This is a genomic window from Arenimonas soli, from assembly GCF_014643775.1.
In the GTDB taxonomy this organism is placed as follows: domain Bacteria; phylum Pseudomonadota; class Gammaproteobacteria; order Xanthomonadales; family Xanthomonadaceae; genus Arenimonas; species Arenimonas soli.
In genome coordinates, this window is sequence record NZ_BMKC01000001.1 from 969,613 (window position 1) to 985,338 (window position 15,726).

General features: G+C 70.0%; 17 protein-coding genes. 12 read left to right on the forward strand and 5 right to left on the reverse strand.

The window, feature by feature from the left end; translation table 11 throughout:
• A complete protein-coding gene (locus IEX13_RS04640) occupies nt 1-1,899 on the forward strand; it encodes an HAL/PAL/TAL family ammonia-lyase (RefSeq protein WP_188661751.1) in 1,899 nt (632 codons plus the stop codon).
• Here the strand turns inward: IEX13_RS04640 and IEX13_RS04645 are convergent, their stop codons facing one another.
• Nucleotides 1,900-3,711, reverse strand: a complete 1,812-nt coding sequence (locus IEX13_RS04645; protein WP_188661752.1) for a sensor domain-containing diguanylate cyclase — start codon at nt 3,709-3,711, stop codon at nt 1,900-1,902.
• A gap of 119 nt (nt 3,712-3,830) precedes the next feature.
• Between IEX13_RS04645 and IEX13_RS04650 the strand changes: the two genes are divergently transcribed.
• The 10 genes from IEX13_RS04650 to IEX13_RS04695 are packed head-to-tail and all read left to right on the forward strand — an operon-like array spanning nt 3,831 to nt 12,908.
• On the forward strand, nt 3,831-4,157 hold the full coding sequence (locus IEX13_RS04650) for a YerC/YecD family TrpR-related protein (protein WP_188661753.1): 327 nt from the start codon (nt 3,831-3,833) through the stop codon (nt 4,155-4,157).
• A 29-nt stretch (nt 4,158-4,186) separates the two neighbouring features.
• Entirely contained in the window at nt 4,187-5,086 is a 900-nt protein-coding gene (gene hisG, locus IEX13_RS04655; protein WP_188661754.1) for an ATP phosphoribosyltransferase, read from the forward strand.
• Complete coding sequence (hisD, locus tag IEX13_RS04660; protein ID WP_188661755.1) at nt 5,083-6,381, forward strand: histidinol dehydrogenase; 1,299 nt, start codon at nt 5,083-5,085, stop codon at nt 6,379-6,381. The genes hisG and hisD overlap by 4 nt, the downstream gene beginning before the upstream one ends.
• Nucleotides 6,378-7,460 (forward strand): histidinol-phosphate transaminase, encoded by a 1,083-nt coding sequence (gene hisC, locus IEX13_RS04665; RefSeq protein WP_188661757.1) that lies wholly within the window; start codon nt 6,378-6,380, stop codon nt 7,458-7,460. The genes hisD and hisC overlap by 4 nt, the downstream gene beginning before the upstream one ends.
• The gene (hisB, locus tag IEX13_RS04670) at nt 7,457-8,545 is read left to right on the forward strand and encodes a bifunctional histidinol-phosphatase/imidazoleglycerol-phosphate dehydratase HisB (protein ID WP_188661758.1); all 1,089 of its coding nucleotides are present in this window, start codon (nt 7,457-7,459) and stop codon (nt 8,543-8,545) included. Before hisC ends, hisB begins: the two co-directional genes overlap by 4 nt.
• A complete protein-coding gene (gene hisH / locus IEX13_RS04675) occupies nt 8,542-9,138 on the forward strand; it encodes an imidazole glycerol phosphate synthase subunit HisH (protein ID WP_188661760.1) in 597 nt (198 codons plus the stop codon). The genes hisB and hisH overlap by 4 nt, the downstream gene beginning before the upstream one ends.
• Nucleotides 9,138-9,887 (forward strand): 1-(5-phosphoribosyl)-5-[(5-phosphoribosylamino)methylideneamino]imidazole-4-carboxamide isomerase, encoded by a 750-nt coding sequence (gene hisA, locus IEX13_RS04680; RefSeq protein ID WP_188661762.1) that lies wholly within the window; start codon nt 9,138-9,140, stop codon nt 9,885-9,887. The genes hisH and hisA overlap by 1 nt, the downstream gene beginning before the upstream one ends.
• Nucleotides 9,881-10,657 (forward strand): imidazole glycerol phosphate synthase subunit HisF, encoded by a 777-nt coding sequence (gene hisF / locus IEX13_RS04685; protein ID WP_188661763.1) that lies wholly within the window; start codon nt 9,881-9,883, stop codon nt 10,655-10,657. Before hisA ends, hisF begins: the two co-directional genes overlap by 7 nt.
• The gene (gene hisIE / locus IEX13_RS04690; RefSeq protein ID WP_188661765.1) at nt 10,647-11,261 is read left to right on the forward strand and encodes a bifunctional phosphoribosyl-AMP cyclohydrolase/phosphoribosyl-ATP diphosphatase HisIE; all 615 of its coding nucleotides are present in this window, start codon (nt 10,647-10,649) and stop codon (nt 11,259-11,261) included. Before hisF ends, hisIE begins: the two co-directional genes overlap by 11 nt.
• 54 nt (nt 11,262-11,315) lie before the next feature.
• Nucleotides 11,316-12,908, forward strand: coding sequence for a calcineurin-like phosphoesterase C-terminal domain-containing protein (locus IEX13_RS04695; protein ID WP_188661767.1), 1,593 nt, complete (start codon nt 11,316-11,318; stop codon nt 12,906-12,908).
• A 7-nt stretch (nt 12,909-12,915) separates the two neighbouring features.
• Here IEX13_RS04695 and mtnC read toward each other — a convergent pair whose 3' ends face one another.
• The 4 genes from mtnC to IEX13_RS04715 are packed head-to-tail and all read right to left on the reverse strand — an operon-like array spanning nt 12,916 to nt 15,203.
• Complete coding sequence (mtnC, locus tag IEX13_RS04700; RefSeq protein ID WP_188661769.1) at nt 12,916-13,605, reverse strand: acireductone synthase; 690 nt, start codon at nt 13,603-13,605, stop codon at nt 12,916-12,918.
• A gap of 25 nt (nt 13,606-13,630) precedes the next feature.
• Nucleotides 13,631-14,005, reverse strand: a complete 375-nt coding sequence (locus IEX13_RS04705) for a GFA family protein (RefSeq protein WP_188661771.1) — start codon at nt 14,003-14,005, stop codon at nt 13,631-13,633.
• 8 nt (nt 14,006-14,013) lie between these two features.
• Nucleotides 14,014-14,571, reverse strand: coding sequence for a 1,2-dihydroxy-3-keto-5-methylthiopentene dioxygenase (locus tag IEX13_RS04710; protein ID WP_188661773.1), 558 nt, complete (start codon nt 14,569-14,571; stop codon nt 14,014-14,016).
• Entirely contained in the window at nt 14,568-15,203 is a 636-nt protein-coding gene (locus IEX13_RS04715; protein WP_188661775.1) for a methylthioribulose 1-phosphate dehydratase, read from the reverse strand. The genes IEX13_RS04710 and IEX13_RS04715 overlap by 4 nt, the downstream gene beginning before the upstream one ends.
• 122 nt (nt 15,204-15,325) lie before the next feature.
• Here IEX13_RS04715 and IEX13_RS04720 point away from each other — a divergent pair, with 122 nt between their 5' ends.
• Nucleotides 15,326-15,646, forward strand: a complete 321-nt coding sequence (locus IEX13_RS04720) for a high-potential iron-sulfur protein (protein WP_188661777.1) — start codon at nt 15,326-15,328, stop codon at nt 15,644-15,646.
• The last annotated feature ends 80 nt before the right edge of the window (nt 15,647-15,726 follow it).

The window sequence follows — 15,726 nt, forward strand, 5'->3', positions numbered from 1 at the left end:
ATGAAACCCATCACCCTCGACGGCCGCAGCCTCAACCGCGCCCAGGTCGCCGAAATCGCGCACGGCGCGCCGGTCACGCTCGACGCCGGCCAGATGCAGGCCGTGCAGCGCGCCGCCGACTTCCTGGCCGACCAGGTCAAGAAGCAGGAGCCGATCTACGGCGTCTCCACCGGGTTCGGATCCAATGCCGACAAGCTGCTGGGCTCGCGCCGCGTGCGCCACGGCATGCCGGGCGCGGCCGACACCGACGAAACCGTGCTCGAGGAACTGCAGCGCAACCTGATCGTCACCCACGCGGTCTGCGTGGGTGAACCCTTCGGGCCCGACGTCGTGCGAGCCATGCTGGCGATCCGCATCAACACCTTGATGATGGGCCACTCGGGCATCCGCCCGCAGGTGCTCGAAGCGCTGGCCGCGATGCTCAATGCCGGCATCGTGCCGGTGGTGCCGCGCAAGGGCAGCGTCGGCGCCAGCGGCGACCTGGCGCCGCTGTCGCACCTGGCCATCGTGCTGCTCGGCGGCGGCGAAGCCTTCTACGACGGCGAACGCATCCCCGGCGCCGAAGCCCTGGCCCGCGCCGGGCTTGAACCGGTGACCCTGTCGCACAAGGAAGGCCTGGCGCTGAACAACGGCACCGCCCAGATGCTGGCCACCGCGGTGCTGGCGATCGAAAAACTCGAAGACCTGCTCGACACCGCCGACCTGGCCGCGGCGATGACGCTCGACGCCTTCGCCGGCCGCCTGCGCGCCTTCGACCCGCACGTGCACGCGCTGCGTCCGCACCCGGGCCAGGTGCACGTGGCGCACCAATTGCGCCGGCTGCTGTCCGGCTCCACGCTGTCGGACATCGCCTACCACCTGGTGCCCCGGTTCCGTTCCTGGCTGCCCGAAAGCTGGACCGACCCGGAACAGCAGGCCCTGGGCTTCGACATCGGCTGGGACTGGGTGCCGCTGACCCAGCGCCACGGCCGCGAGCGTTTCTACCAGCGTTTCCGGCCCTTCCGCGGCGGCAAGAAGCACCAGCCGCAGGACAGCTACTCGCTGCGCTGCATCCCGCAGGTGCACGGCGCCGTGCGCGACGCGCTGGAACAGGCCAAGCGCGTGGTGGACATCGAACTCAACGCCGTCACCGACAATCCGCTGCTGTTCCCGGGCCTGGAAGGCGCCAGGGAAATCGAAGACCAGGTGGTGTCGGCCGGCCACTTCCACGGCATGCCGCTGGCCCTGGCCATGAGCTACCTCAAGGCAGCGATCCCGGTGCTGGCGTCCATTTCCGAGCGTCGTTTGAACAAGCTGGTCGACCCGGCCACCAACGACGGCCTGCCGGCCTTCCTGATCGGCAACGAAGACGGCACCGAAAGCGGCTTCATGATCGTGCAGTACACCGCGGCGGCGCTGGTGAACGACCTGTGCAGCCGGGCGCATCCGGCCAGCGTCTATTCCATCCCGACTTCGGCCAACGCCGAAGACCACGTGTCCATGGGCGCCAACGAAGGCCGGCACGTGCTGGAAATGGTGGAAGACCTGGCCCACGTGCTGGCGCTGGAGCTCTACACCGCCGCGCAGGCGCTGGACTACCGCCGCGACATGATCAACGCCGCCCGTGCCCTGGCGCGTGCTTCCGACGCCGAGGGCCTGGCGGCGAAGGTGCAGGGTGCGCCGCTGCCCGGCCACGCCGACCGCGCGCCGTTCCTGGAGGAAGTCGAAGGCCTGCGCCGGGAGCTGGCCGAATCGGCCGAGTTCGAACCCGGCATCGCCGTGCGCGCCGCCTGGGCCGCGCTGCGCGAAGCCATCCCCTTCATGCCCCGGGACCGGGCGATGGACGGTGACGTGGCCACCGCCGTGCAGCTGGTGCGCAGCGGCAAGCTGCTTACCGCTGCGCGGCATTCGCTGCTCTGATCAGGTCGTGATGTCTTCGGCCGCGTGCACGCAGTTGCGGCCGCGGTCCTTGGCGGCGTACAGGGCGTCGTCGGCGCGGTGCAGGGCTTCGTCCACGCCGATGCCGGTGCCCGGATGCAGCACGAAGGCGCCGATGCTGGCGCTGATGCCGATGTTGTTGCCGGCGTAGCGCACCGGTTCGCTGCAGATGCGCACGCGCAGCTGTTCGGCCAGGTGCAGCAGGCGGTCCCCGTGCATGTCGGGGATCACCGCCACGAACTCCTCGCCGCCAAAACGCGCGGTCACCGCGCCGTGCACCGACAGCGTGTCGCCCAGGCAGCGCCCCAGCCAGCGCAGGCATTCGTCGCCGGCCAGGTGGCCATAGGTGTCGTTGACCCGCTTGAAGTGGTCCAGGTCGATCAGCAGCACGCCCAGCGCCTGGCGGTGTTCGGCGGCGTGGTGCATCTGGTGCTCGAACACGTCGCGGAAGTGCCGGCGGTTGAACAGCCCGGTCAGGGCGTCGCGCCGGTTCGACTCGCGCAGGCGCTGGTTGGCTTCGGCCAGTTGTTCAAGCGCGGTGCTCAGCTCCGAGGTGCGGCGGGCGACGTGGCGTTCGAGCTGCTCGTTGTGTTCGCGCACCAGGGTTTCGTTTTCGCTGCGCAGCCGGGCGTAGCGGTAGGCCAAGGCGAAGGAGAGCAGGATCATTTCCAGCGCCGAACCGATCTGGATGCCGTATTCGGTGAAGAAGTTCTTCTGCAGCAGGCCGAACGACACCGAGGCGTACAGCGCCGTCCCCAGCAACAGGGAACCCCAGGCCATCAGGAAGATCTTGGCCGGGGCATAGCCGCGCCGCAGCGAAATGACGGCCAGCGCCAGGATGAACATCGCGCCCGGGAACACCGCCAGCGTCATCGGCAGCACCACGGTGCGGTACTCAAGCACCAGCGAGCCCAGTCCCATCAGCGCGTAGAAGGCGATGATGGCCAGCGATATGCGATTGGCCCAGGGCAGGCGGTCGCGAAGTTCCAGGAACACCCGGCAGAACTGGTGCATGGCGATCTGCGAAATCGCCATCGAAAGCGGGATCGAGTGGTTCGCCAGCCAGGGCGAGTTGGGCCACAGGTACTCGAAGGACAGGCCGTTCAGGCACAACATGACCAGGCCGAAGCCGGCGACGTGGAACATGTACCAGAAGTGGCTGGCGTCGCGCAGCGACATCCACAGCACGAGGTTGTAGAAGAACAGCGCCACCAGGATGCCGTAGAACAGGCCGATGCCGAACTGCGAGTCACGCTCCATCTCGGCGAAGGCGGTGGGCGTGTACAGCACCAGCGGCACCTGCAGCGAACTGCGGCTGGAAACGCGCACCATCACCTCCACGCGGCTGCGCTGGGGCAGGTCGAGCCAGAAGTTCGGGTGCCGGTAGCGGATGCTGCGCGCCGAGAACGGCAGGCTGTCGCCCGAGGCCATGTGTTCGACGCGGCCGTTGGGGTAGCGCAGGTACAGGTCGACGTTGTCCAGCAGCGGGTAGTGGAGCACCAGCAGCCAGCGCTTGAGGTCGGCGTGGCTGTTGAAGAGTTCGGCGTGGAACCAGTAGGCGCCGTCGGTGAAGCCGAAGGTGCTGCTGCCGTCGGGCAGGGGCTGGAACTCGCCGCGACCGGCGCGGGCGAACATGGCGGCGGCGTCCGCCCGGCCGTCGGGGTCCACGGCGTAGCCCAGGTGGGGGGTCAGCCGGACCAGGTCGGTGTGCTCGTCCAGCAGCGCCGGCTGGGCCCGGGCCGGGGAGGCCACGGCGGCCAGCAGCAGCGCCAGGAACACCGTGATTAGACGCATAGCGGCCAGATTCCCCCGAGTCGGGCTCACTGTAGTCCGCGGGGAGGGGGATGGCCAGCCGAACCGGTCCCGCTTTTACTCTTGACAATGTAATAGCGCGTTATTACATTAGCCCGACCATGAAGCGCCGCGACCCCGCCACCCGCCCCGATGACGCCGACCTGGACGCCCTGGTCGGCGCCCTGCTCAGCCTTCGCGAGCCGGCGGAGCTGCGCGCCTTCCTGGACGACCTGTGCACCCCCGCCGAGCTCGAAGCCCTGTGCGACCGCTGGCGGGTCATCCCGCTGCTGCAGCAGGGCGTTCCCTACCGGGAAATCCACGACCGCACCGGCGTCAGCGTCACGACCATCGGTCGCGTCGCCCGTTGCCTTGAACGCGGCGCCGGCGGCTACCGCCTGGCCGCGGAACGTCACGAACAGAACCTGCCGCACGACGCGGCGCACTGAATTCCCCCTTTCAAGTAAACGGAGGCGTCATGAGGACGCACGACCGACTGCGCATTGCCATCCAGAAATCCGGCCGCCTGTCCGACCCGGCCCGCGACTTGCTAGCGCGTGCCGGCCTGGCGTTCCGGGAAAGCCGCGACCGCCTGTTCTGCTACGGCGAATCGCTGCCCATCGACCTGCTGCTGGTGCGCGACGACGACATCCCCGGCCTGATCGCCGAAGGCACCTGCGACCTGGGCGTGGTCGGCCAGAACGTACTGGAGGAACAGGCCCTAGAACGCGCCGCCAGCGGCCAGCCCGAGGCCTACCGCGCCATCCGCGACCTGGGTTTCGGCCGCTGCCGCCTGTCGGTGGCGGTGCCCAACGAATGGGAATGGCCGGGCCCCGAACGCCTGGCCGGCCTGCGCATCGCCACCAGCTACCCGCAGCTGCTCGCGCGCTGGCTGCAGGGGCAGGGCGTGCAGGCCGATCCGGTGGTGCTGTCGGGGTCGGTGGAAATCGCCCCGCGCCTGGGCAAGGCCGAGGCCATCTGCGACCTCGTATCCACCGGCGCCACGCTCATGGCCAACCAGCTCAAGGAAGCCGCCATCGTGTTCGAAAGCCAGGCCGTGCTGGCCGCGCCGGCGCAGCACTTCGGCGATGCCCGCGCCGAGCTGGCGGCGATGCTGCTGCGTCGTCTTGACGCCGTCTTGAGCGTGCGTGCCAGCAAACTGGTGCTGTTCCAGGCCGCGCGCGAGGCCGTGCCCGGCCTGCTCAAGCTGCTGCCCGACGCCGAACCGCCCACCGTGATGGCCATCGAAGGCCAGCGCGACCAGGTGGCCCTGCAGGCCCTGTGCCGCAGCGCCATGACCTGGCAGCGGCTGGAAGACATGAAACGCGCCGGGGCCACGGGCCTGCTGGTGCTTCCGGTGGAGCAGATGCTGCAATGAAAAGACTGGACTGGACGGCCATGGACTCCGGCAACCGCGCCCGTGCGCTCGACCGCCCCGGCGGCGGCGAACAGGACGGCCTGGAGGCCGCCGTGCGCCGCATCTTCAACCAGGTGTGGGCCGACGGCGACGGCGCGCTGCGCGCGCTGACCCGGCGCTTCGACAACGTCGAAGTCGCCGACTTCGCGGTCAGCGACGCCGAGTTCGCCGAAGCCGAAGCCGGCCTCGACCCGGTGCTGCGTGCGGCGATGATCGAAGCCATCGGTCGCCTGAAGGCCTGGCACAGCGCCGGCATGGGCCAGGGTTTTGAAGTCCAAACCGCGCCGGGCGTTGCCTGTGGTCGTTTGCTGCGGCCGATCGCGCGCGTGGGCCTCTACGTGCCCGCGGGCACGGCGCCGCTGCCTTCCACCGCGCTGATGCTGGGCGTGCCGGCCGCGCTGGCGGGCTGCCCGCAGGTGGTGCTGTGCACGCCGCCGCGCGCCGACGGCCGCGCCGACCCGGCGGTGCTGGTGGCGGCGAAGCTGTGCGGCATGGGCCAGGTGTACAAGCTCGGCGGCGCCCAGGCGATCGCCGCCATGGCCCTGGGCACCGACAGCGTGCCGCGCTGCGACAAGCTGTTCGGCCCGGGCAATCGTTACGTCACCGCGGCCAAGCAGTACGCCGCGATGATGGCCGGTGGCCCGGCCATCGACATGCCCGCCGGCCCGTCCGAAGTGCTGGTGATCGCCGACGCCGGCGCGCCGCCGGCGCACGTGGCCGCCGATCTGCTGTCGCAGGCCGAACACGGCCCGGATTCGCAGGTGATCCTGGCCACCGATTCGCTGGCCCTGCTCGATGCCGTCGAACTCGAGGTGCGCCGCCAGCTGGCCGAACTTCCGCGCCGCGACATCGCCGGCAAGGCGCTGCAGCACGCCCGCCTGTTCCAGGTGGCCAACCTCGACGAAGCTTTCGCGCTGTCGAACGACTACGCGCCCGAACACCTGATCCTGGCCCTGCGCGAACCCCGCGCCTGGCTCGACAAGGTGCAAAGCGCCGGTTCGGTGTTCCTGGGCGATTACGCGCCCGAGGGACTGGGCGACTATTGTTCCGGCACCAACCACGTGCTGCCCACCCATGGCGCCGCGCGCGCCTGGAGCGGCGTCAGCGTCGCCAGTTTCCAGAAGGCCATCAGCTACCAGGAAGTCAGCCAGGCCGGCCTGGCCGCCATCGGCCCCTGCGCGGTCGTGATGGCGCGCGCCGAAGGCCTGGAAGCGCACGCGCAGTCGGTGCTGCGCCGCCTGGAAGGTGTGGCATGAACGCGCTGCTCGAGCTGGTGCGCGAGGACCTGCGTTCCTTCGCCGGTTATGCCTCGGCGCGCCGCAGCGGCACCAGCGGCAGCATCTGGCTCAACGCCAACGAAAGCGCCTGGCGCAATCCGGCCGATGGCGGCCTGGGCGCGAACCGCTATCCCGACCCCCAGCCCGAAGCCCTGCGCGCCCGGCTGGGCTTGCTGTACGGCGTGCGCCCCGACCAGGTGCTGGTGGGCCGCGGCAGCGACGAAGCCATCGACCTGCTGGTGCGCGCCCTGTGCCGCCCGGGCAAGGACGCGGTGGTTGTCGCGCCGCCGGTGTTCGGCATGTACGCGGTCAGCGCGCGCCTGCAGGGGGCGCCGCTGGTCGAGGTGCCCCTGCGCGACGGCGCCAACGGCTTTGAATCCGACCTCGATGCGATGGCCAGCGCCGCCATCGCCCACGGCGCCAAGCTGGTGTTCGTGTGTTCGCCGGCCAACCCGACCGGGCAGGCCATCGCCGCCGCCGACCTGCGCGACCTGGCCCGGCGCCTGGCCGGGCGCGCGCTGGTGGTGGTGGACGAGGCCTACGGCGAATACAGCGACCAGCCGTCGCTGGCGCGCGACATCGATGACCAGCCCAACCTGGCCGTGCTGCGCACGCTGTCCAAGGCGCACGCACTGGCGGCGGCGCGCATCGGCTGCCTGCTCGCCGACGCCAGCCTGGTGCAGGTGCTGCGCAACTGCCAGGCGCCGTACCCGCTGCCTTCGCCCTGCGTGCAGCTGGCGCTGGCCGGGCTTTCCGACCAGGCACTGGCCCTGACCCGCCAGCAGGTACAGGCCGTTCGCGCCGAACGCGAACGCCTGCGCGCCGAACTGGCGACCTGCCCGGGCGTGCGCCGTGTTTACGCCTCGCAGGGCAACTACCTGCTGGCCCGGTTCGAAGACGCCGGCCTGGCCTTCGCGCGCCTGCTGGCGGCCGGCGTGGTGGTGCGCGACATGCGCGCCTCGCCGCAGCTGGCCGACGCGCTGCGCATCAGCATCGGCAAGGCCGAGGAAAACGACGCGGTGCTTGCCGCACTGCGGGCGGGGAGGGCGGCGGCATGAGCGGCCAGCGCATCCTGTTCGTCGACCGCGACGGCACCATCATCGAAGAACCGTCCGATTTCCAGGTGGACGCCTTCGAAAAGGTGCGTTTCGTCGAAGGCGTGATCCCGGCCATGCTGCAGCTGCGCGACGCCGGCTGGCAGTTCGTCATGGTCACCAACCAGGACGGCCTGGGCACGTCATCATTTCCGCGCGAGCAGTTCGAAGGCCCGCAGGCGCTGGTGATCCAGGTACTGGCCTCGCAGGGCATCGAGTTCCGCGACGTGCTGGTGGACGAGAGCTTCGAGCACGAAAAAAAGTCCACCCGCAAACCCGAACTGGGCCTGCTGATGGACTACCTGCGCGACCGGTCCATCGACCTGGCCAACTCGGCCGTCGTTGGCGACCGGGAAACCGACCTGCAGCTGGCGCGCAACCTGGGCTGCCGCGGCTTCCGCCTGGCACCGGGCCCGGACACCTGGGCCGGCATCGCCCACGAACTGGCCAACGGTCCGCGGACGGCCGTGGTGGAACGCACCACCAAGGAAACCCGCATCCGCGTCGCGGTGGACCTGGACCGGCCCGCCGACCCGAAGGTCAGCACCGGCCTGGGCTTCTTCGACCACATGCTCGAACAGCTTGGAAAGCACGGCGGTTTCGCCCTGGATATCCGCTGCCAGGGCGACCTGCACATCGACGAACACCACACGGTCGAGGACTGCGCCCTGGCCCTGGGCCAGGCCCTGCGCGAAGCCCTGCAGGACAAGCGCGGCGTCGGCCGCTACGGCGACTCGGTGGGCCGCGGCGCGATCACCCTGCCCATGGACGAAACCCTGGCCGGGGCGGCGGTGGATCTTTCCGGGCGGCCGTACTTCGTCTTCGAAGGCAGCTTCGCCCGCAGCGAAGTCGGCGGCCTGGCGACCGAGCTGGTGCCGCACTTCTTTCGGTCGCTGGCCGACGAGGCGCGCATCAGCCTGCATCTGCGCGTGCAGGGCGAAAACAGCCACCACCAGGTCGAGGCCTGCTTCAAGGCCGTAGCGCGCGCGCTGCGCAAGGCCATGCGCCGCGAAGGCCGCGACCTGCCCAGCACCAAGGGGGTGCTGTGAAGGTCGTGCTGGTCGATTCCGGCGGCGCCAACCTCGGCTCCGTGCGCTATGCCCTCGAACGCCTGGGCGTGGCGCCGGTGGTCAGCGGTGATCCGGCGGTCATCTCGGCCGCCGACCGCGTGATCCTGCCCGGCGTCGGCGCCGCCGCGCCGGGCATGGCCCGCCTGCGCGAACTGGACCTGGTGCCGACCCTGCGGGCGCTGGACAAGCCGCTGCTTGGCATCTGCCTGGGCATGCAGCTGCTGTTCGAGTCGTCGGAAGAAGGCGAGGTGGATTGCCTGGGCCTGCTGCCCGGCCGTGTCCGCCGCATGCGGCCGGCCGCCGGCCTGCGCGTGCCGCACATGGGCTGGAACCGCCTGGCGCCGTGCGGCGACAGCCCGCTGCTCGACGGCATCCCCGACGGCGCCCAGGTCTATTTCGTGCACGGTTACGCCGCGCCCGTGGACGCCAACACCGTCGCCAGCAGCGAGCACGGCGAGGCGTTCTCCGCCGTCGTGCAGCGCGGCCGCGTCGCCGGCGCCCAATTCCACCCGGAACGTTCGGCCGCTTTCGGCGCACGCCTGCTGGCCAACTTCATTCAGCGGGGCCTGTGATGTCCGATTTCCTTCTCTATCCCGCCATCGATGTGCGCGACGGCCGCGTCGTGCGACTGCGCCAGGGCGACTACGCCCAGGAAACCCGCTATCCGGCCGATCCCTTCGAACTGGCACGACAGTATGCGCAGGCCGGTGCGAGCTGGCTGCACCTGGTCGATCTGGACGCCGCCCGCGCGGGTGGCTACACGCTGGCGCCGCTGCTGCGTCGGCTGAAGGCCGAAACCCCGCTGAAGGTGCAGACCGGCGGCGGCGTGCGCAGCGAAGCCGACGTGGATGCCTTGCTCGAAGCCGGCGCCGACCGCGTCGTGGTCGGCTCGCTGGCCGTGCGCGAATCCGGCCGCGTGGCGTCCTGGGTGGCGCGCTACGGCGCCGCGCGCCTGACCCTGGCGCTGGACACCCGCCGCGACGCCGAAGGCCGCTGGCGCCTGCCGGTGCACGGCTGGACCGAAGACGGCAGCAAGGAACTCGACGTGCTGGCCGCGGCCTATGACGAAGTCGGCCTGCGCCACCTGCTGTGCACCGACATCAGCCGCGACGGCATGCTGTCGGGCCCGAACATCGAACTCTACCGCTACCTGTGCCAGCGCTTCCCACGGCTGGCCGTGCAGGCCTCGGGCGGCGCCCGCGACCTGGCCGACGTTGCTGCCGCCCGCGAGGCGGGCTGCAGCGGCATCGTGCTGGGCAAGGCGCTGCTCGACGGCAAGCTGGACCTGGGCGAGGCCCTGGCGCAGGTCGCGCCATGCTGAGCCGCCGCATCATTCCCTGCCTGGACGTGCGCGACGGCCAGGTGGTCAAGGGCGTGCGCTTCCGCGACCACGTGGTCATGGGCGCCATCGAAGACCTGGCGCTGCGCTACCGCGACGAAGGCGCCGACGAACTGGTGTTCTACGACATCACCGCCAGCCCGCAGGGCCGCGGCGTGGACGTTGCCTGGGTCGAACGCGTGGCCCGGCTGCTGGACATCCCGTTCTGCGTCGCCGGCGGCATCCGTTCGGTTGCACAGGCGCGTGCCGTGCTGCATGCGGGGGCCGACAAGGTGTCGGTGAACACGCCGGCCCTGGACCGCCCGGAACTGGTGTCCGAGCTGGCGGCCGAGTTCGGCGTGCAGTGCGTGGTGGTCGGCATCGACAGCCTGCGCGACGCCGATGGCGAATGGCGGGTGCGCGCCTACACCGGCGACCCCGAGCGCACCCGGGCGCTGCCGCGCCGCACCCTGGACTGGGTGGAAGAGGTGCAGGCCCTGGGCGCCGGTGAAATCGTGCTCAACTGCATGGGCGCCGACGGCGTGCGCAGCGGTTACGACATCGAACAGCTGCAGGCGGTGCGCGCCCATTGCCGGGTGCCGCTGGTGGCCTCCGGCGGTGCCGGCGAAGCCGCGCATTTCGCCGCCGCCTTTGAACAGGCCGACGCCGACGCGGCCCTGGCCGCCAGCGTCTTCCATGCCGGCACCGTCCGGATCCGGGAACTGAAAGCCACGCTGCGTTCGCGCGGCATCGAGGTGCGTGATGACGCCTGAACAGATCGACGCCCTGGCCTGGGACAAGCAGCAGGGCCTGCTGCCCGCCATCGTGCAGGACGCCAACGACCACCGCGTGCTGATGCTGGGCTACATGGACCGCGCGGCGCTGGACGCCACCCTGGCCACTGGCCGCGTCACTTTCTACAGCCGCAGCAAGCAGCGTCTGTGGATGAAGGGCGAGTCCACCGGCCACGTGCTGGCGCTGGTGTCCGTGGAAGCCGACTGCGACGCCGACACCCTGCTGGTGCAGGCGCGACCCGCGGGGCCCACCTGCCACTTGGGCCGTGCCAGCTGCTTCCCGGCCGCGCCCGCCGCCTTCCTGCCGCAGCTCGACGCGCTGGTGGCCCGCCGCGAGCGCGAGCGCCCCGCGGGCAGCTACAGCAGCCGCCTGTTCGCCGACGGCACCCGTCGCATCGCCCAGAAGGTGGGCGAGGAGGGCGTGGAAACCGCGCTGGCGGCGGTGGCGCAGGACGACCCGGCGCTGCTGGGCGAGGCCGCCGACCTGGTCTTCCACCTGCTGGTGCTGCTGCGTTCGCGCGGCCTGGGGCTGTCGGACGTGGACGCCGTGCTGCGCGACCGCCACGCCGCCGCGGCGCGCTGAGGGCGGGGCGGTCGCGGATTGGCGATAATCGCGGCGTCCTTCCTGGAGCCGTGCATGCGCCTGTCCTTGTTCGTTTGTCTGCTGCTGCTGGCGGGCCTGGCCCCGGAAGCGGGGGCGCGTACCTGCAACGCCGGCGTGGTGTTCGAAGACACCGACGGCAATGGCAGGCGTGATCGCGGCGAGCCGGCGTTGGCCGGCGTGCAGGTCTCGGATGGCCGCCGCATCGTTCGCACCGATGTGCAAGGGCGCTGGTCGCTGCCGCTGTCGCCCGACCACACCGTGTTCGTGATCAAGCCGGCCAGCCACGATTTCCCGACCGGCACCGACGGCCTGCCGGTGTTCTGGCGCCACGTGGTGCGAAGCCGGCAGCGGGCGCTGCGCTACGGCGGGCTGCCCAGGTCGACGCCGCGCTGCCACGACTTCGCGCTGTTGCCGAAGTCCGCGCCGGCCAACGAATCCCTGAAGGTGCTGGTGTTCGGCGACCCGCAGCCCAAGACCTCGGTTGATGTCGACTACTACGCGCGCGACATCGTAGCGCCGATCGTTGAGGCCGCCGGTGGCGCCCCGGCGGCCGACCTGGGCCTGACCCTGGGCGACGTGGTCAGCGACGACCTGTCGCTGTACCCGGCCATGAACCGCCATACGGCGACCCTGCGCACGCCCTGGCTGCACGTGGCCGGCAACCATGACCTCGACTTCGATGCCGCTGGCGACGCGCGTTCGCTCGATACCTTCCGCCGCCACTTCGGGCCCGACACCTTCGCCTGGGAAGAGGCCCAGGCCAGCTTCGTCGTGCTCGACGACGTCATCTACCAGCCCGGCGCCGCCAAGCCCTATGTCGGTGGCCTGCGCGAGGACCAGTTCAGCTTCCTCGCGGCCTACCTTGATCAACTGCCGCGCGACCGCCGCCTGGTGATTGCCGCGCACATCCCGTTCTTCGACGAGCCGAGCCGCGAGACGTTCCGCCGTGCCGACCGGGAGCGGCTGTTCGAACTGCTCCGGCCCTTCACCCGGGTGTTGCTGCTGACCGCCCACGGCCACGTCCAGCGCCACCACCGCCACGGCCCCGCCGACGGCTGGTTCGGCGCGACGCCGCTGCACGAATACAACGTCGGCGCCGCCTGCGGCGGTTACTGGAGCGGGGTGAAGGACGCCGACGGCATCCCGGATTCGCGCATGTCCGACGGCACGCCCAACGGCTATGCCACGGCGAGGTTCGCGGCCGACGGCAGCCATGACCTGCGCTGGCACGTCGCCCGCGGCGGTGACGCCGCGATGCACCTGCACGCGCCGCGGGTGCTGCGCGCCGGCGCCTACCCGGGCACGGGCGTGTACGCGAACGTCTACATGGGCGAAGCCGACAGCCGCGTCGAATATCGCGTCAACGGCGGCGACTGGCAGCCGATGCGCCTGAGCGACCAGCCCGACCCGGCCCTGCGCACGCAGAACCTGCTCGACGATGCCGCCGGAAACCTGCGCGGCTACGACCGCCTGCCGGAAGCCGCGGAGACCACGCATCTTTGGCGCGGCACGCTGCCGACCGACCTGGGTCCGGGGCAATACCTGATCGAGGTGCGCGCCTTCGACCGCTGGCGCGGGGAAATCAGGGCGTCAACGTCCTACCGCCTGGAAACAGCGGCGCCCTGACGCCGGTTCAGGGCGTGATGGCGGAGAAATCCTCGACGCGGGCATGGCCGTGGGTGGCATCGCCGGTTCGCGGCGTCGGGTAGTCCTGGCGGCGGTCCACCAGCACGGTGTCCAGGCCGGCCTGGCGGGCGGCGTCGAGCTCTTCGACCACGTCCGACAGGAACAGCACCTGCGCCGCCGGCACGTCCAGGGCCTGCACGATGCGCCGGTAGCTGTCGGCTTCGCGCTTGCCGCCGTATTCGGTGTCGAACCAATCGGTGACCAGCCCGGTCAGGTCGCCGGCGTCGGAATGCCCGAAAAACAGCTTCTGCGCCGGCACCGAGCCGGACGAATAAACACTGATCGAATGCCCGGCCGCATGCCACTTCCGCAGCGCCTCGACGGCATCGGGGTAGATGTGGGCGGTGAAGTCGGCCTGGCCGTAACCGTCCTTCCACATCATGCCCTGCAGCGCCTTGAGCGCCGTGTGCTTGCGATCCTGGTCGATCCAGCCCTGCAGCGTCTCGACGATCATTTCGTCCTGGCAGACGCCGCCGGTTTCCGCCGCCACCTGGTCCAGCCAGCGGCGCACGTCCGGGTCCTTGCCACGCGTCGCGACGAAGCCCGGCAGGGCCCGCCGCGCATACGGAAACAGCACGTCCTTTACGAACGAAATGCTGGACGTGGTGCCTTCGATGTCGGTGAGGATGCTCTTCATGGGACTGCCGGAGTTGGGTGGACGGTCAGGACCCGGCCTCGACCAGGGACTGGGCGGCGCCATTGCTGGCGCCGATGGGCCCGATGGCCGACAGGTCAACGCCTTCGATGCAGGCCAGGTTGAAACCGTACTCCGTGGGCACGCTGCGGCGCTGGTGGTGGGTGTAGATGCCGCAAACGCTGCAAAAGTAGTGCTTGGCCGTTTTGGTGTTCCACTGGTAGAGCGAAAGCTTGTCGGCCCCGTGGGTCACCCTCAGCCGTTCCAGCGGCACGCCTGCCATGATCGCGCCCTTCCGGCTGCACATGGAGCAATTGCATCGTCGGATGTTCTCGAAGCCGTTCTCGAGATCAACTTCGAATCGCACGGCCTTGCAGTGGCAGCTTCCTTTTTCGGTCCGCATGATTTCCTTCACCCCGCCTGGCCGGGTTCGTAGCGCGGGAAGCGCCGCGCGATGTCGGTGCCGGTGAAGTGGCCGACCCAGCCGTCGGCTTCGGTGAAGAAGCGGATGGCGATGAAGCTAGGTTCCGGGCCCATGTCGAACCAGTGCGTGGTGCCGTCGGGCACGCCGACCAGGTCGCCGGCCTCGCAGCGGATTTCGTAGACCTTGTCGCCCACGTGCAGCGAGAACAGGCCCGAGCCGGCGACGAAGAAGCGCACTTCGTCTTCCTTGTGGTAGTGCTCGTCCAGGAACTTGGCGCGGGCCGCGTCCTTGGCCGGGTTGTCGGGCGAGATCGACACCACGTCGACGCTGTTGAAGCCGTTCTCGGCGACCAGCTTGTCGATGTCGGCGCGGTACGCGGCCATCACGTCCTCCGGCGAAGCGCCCGGCTGCACCTGCGCGCTGGCCTGCCATTGCTCGAAGCGCACGCCGATCGGCTTCAGGCGTTCGGCGATCTGCGCCAGGTCCTCGGTGCTCGAAAGCGGGGTGGACGGGTCGTCGTGGTCGAAAATGCGAAGGCGGCTCATGCTTGCAGTCTCCGGAGGTCGAGTTCGCAGGACAGCAGGAATTCAAAGGCTTCCAGGTGCCGGCGGGCTTCGGCCATGTCCTTGCCCCAGGCGTATAGCCCGTGGCCGTTGATCAGGTAGCCCCACATGGGCTGCCGGTCGAGCAGGGTGTCGACCCATCCGGCCAGTTCGTCCATGTCCTGGGTGTTGGCGAGCACCGGCACGTCGACGGCCATTTCGTGGGTCTGGTTGCCGGCCAGGGCCTTGAGCAGCTCGTAGCCTTCCAGGTGCACGTGGCCCTGGGCGGCATACAGGCGCGAGGCCACCGTCTGCACGTGCGAATGGGTGTGCAGCACGCAGCCAACGTCCGGGTAGCGGGAATAAAGCTGGGTGTGCAGCAGGGTTTCGGCCGAAGGACGGTGCTCGGTGGCCACGGCCTTGCCGGCCATGTCCACCACCATGATGTCGGTGGCCATCAGCCGGCCCTTGTCGCGGCCCGACACGGTGATCGCGGCGTGGCGCGCGTCCAGGCGCATCGAAAAATTGCTGCTGGTGGCCGGCGTCCAGCCCAGGGCGGATAGTTCGCGGGTGGCGGCGACGATCTCGTCGGCCCGGTTGGCCAGCTCGGCGGGGTCGTAGGGCAGGGTGTCCATGGGCCAAAGTCTAGCCGATGGGGCCAGGGTGGGTGGGCTTGACCTGCATCAACGCAGCATTCACCCGGTGCGCGTAAACTGCCGCCAGCCAACGGAAACCCTCCGTAGCCAAGGAGCATCCCATGAACACCCCGAACACTTCCCGCCGCGGCTTCCTGGTCAAGGCCGCCCTGCTCGCCGTCGCCGCGCCCTTCGTGGCCCCGGCCCTGGTCGGCCGGGCCTACGCCCAGGAACTCAAGCCGCTGCCGCTGGACAACCCGCAGGCCAAGGCACTGGCCTACGCGCTGGACTACAAGACCGTGAAGCACCCGAGCTTCAAGCCCGACAGCAACTGCGCCAACTGCCAGTTCTTCACGGCTTCCAACGGTGCCTGCACCCTGTTCCCGGGCTTCTCGGTCCCGGCCGAAGCCTGGTGCAGCGCCTGGGCCAAGAAGGCCGCCTGAGGCCGCGTCGCCGGCCGTCTCGGCCGGTGAGACGCCCCGGAGGCTAGAATCCCCGGCATCGACCGATGCCGGGGTTTTCT